Genomic DNA, 1,048 nt, shown 5'->3' with positions numbered 1-1,048 from the left:
TTAACGGTATCTAACTCATGCTTGTATTTTTCTAATTTTTTCAGAGACTCTTCGGGGCTTTGGCCTCGTTGTTCATGTGCCAGTAATGCATAATCTGAGCCACCGTGTGAATCTCTGGACTCGTTATAGTCTTCAATACCAACTTTGATAATATCCTTCGCATTATCAATATCTGCGTCCGTTCTGGCGTACAGTTCAGCAGCTTTAAATTCAAAGTAATCTTTATCTTGTGTTTTAATCTCTTTAATTAATTCTTTTTGACTCATATCAAGCATTCTATCTAAATTCGGTATCGGAGGTGTATTGGCGACATAAATTTTCATTTTGCCGTTTTTTGTTATGATATAGCGGTTGATGATAGATTCTTTCTCTAAAGTGGGTGTCTTGGTATTGGTTGCGACAAACCAGACACGCTCTTTATCTTCCTGCATCATTTCACCGACCTTCATTTCACCCTCTTTGGTCGTTTTCTTTTGTCGCTCATCTTCTTTGTTTGAACATGAAGCGAGGACTACTGTTAGAATTAATGTAAAAATCAGTAAGTATCTTGTCTTCATAATGTGTTCATCTGCCTTTCTCATTGTGATTATCCTCTTTTGTTTAATCGACTTTTGGAAATAATCTGTTTTTAAGATGTTTGATGTTTTGGATAGAATCAGCTTCTTCGCCTTCTTTCAAAAAATCAAAGTCGCTTAGTATCAAGAAAAGAAGAAACTCGTTTCTAAAAAAACAAAAAGCAAACCAAAATTTTAGCATATCTCACCTATTATCATAATCATAGATTTACAAAATATACACAAGCAAGTATATATCTTGATGCATACATCAATTTAGGTTAATATTTAAATATAAAATAAACATTATACAGTATGAGTAACTTTTGCTTTTGTCGTTAGCTCTCCTTAATTTGAGGGTTAACGACTTTTCTTATTATTGAATTTATTAATAAGAAAAGAAGAAACTCGTTTCTAAATCAAATTTACTATATTTATTGAAATCCGAAATTAAAAAAGTGATATTTACACAATTTCAGAAGAAGAAAAAACAT

General features: G+C 31.9%; 1 protein-coding gene. It reads right to left on the bottom strand.

The annotated features are described in order from the left end of the window. Window positions 1-581, bottom strand: a 581-nt coding sequence (locus HMPREF2937_RS08050; RefSeq protein WP_142351419.1) for a hypothetical protein, incomplete at its 3' end; no start/stop codon positions are given. Window positions 582-1,048: the final 467 nt, after the last annotated feature.

Origin of the sequence: Staphylococcus sp. HMSC061G12, from assembly GCF_001838465.1 — a bacterium.
GTDB classification, from domain to species: domain Bacteria; phylum Bacillota; class Bacilli; order Staphylococcales; family Staphylococcaceae; genus Staphylococcus; species Staphylococcus simulans.
This window is presented reverse-complemented; position numbering and strand designations above follow the sequence as displayed.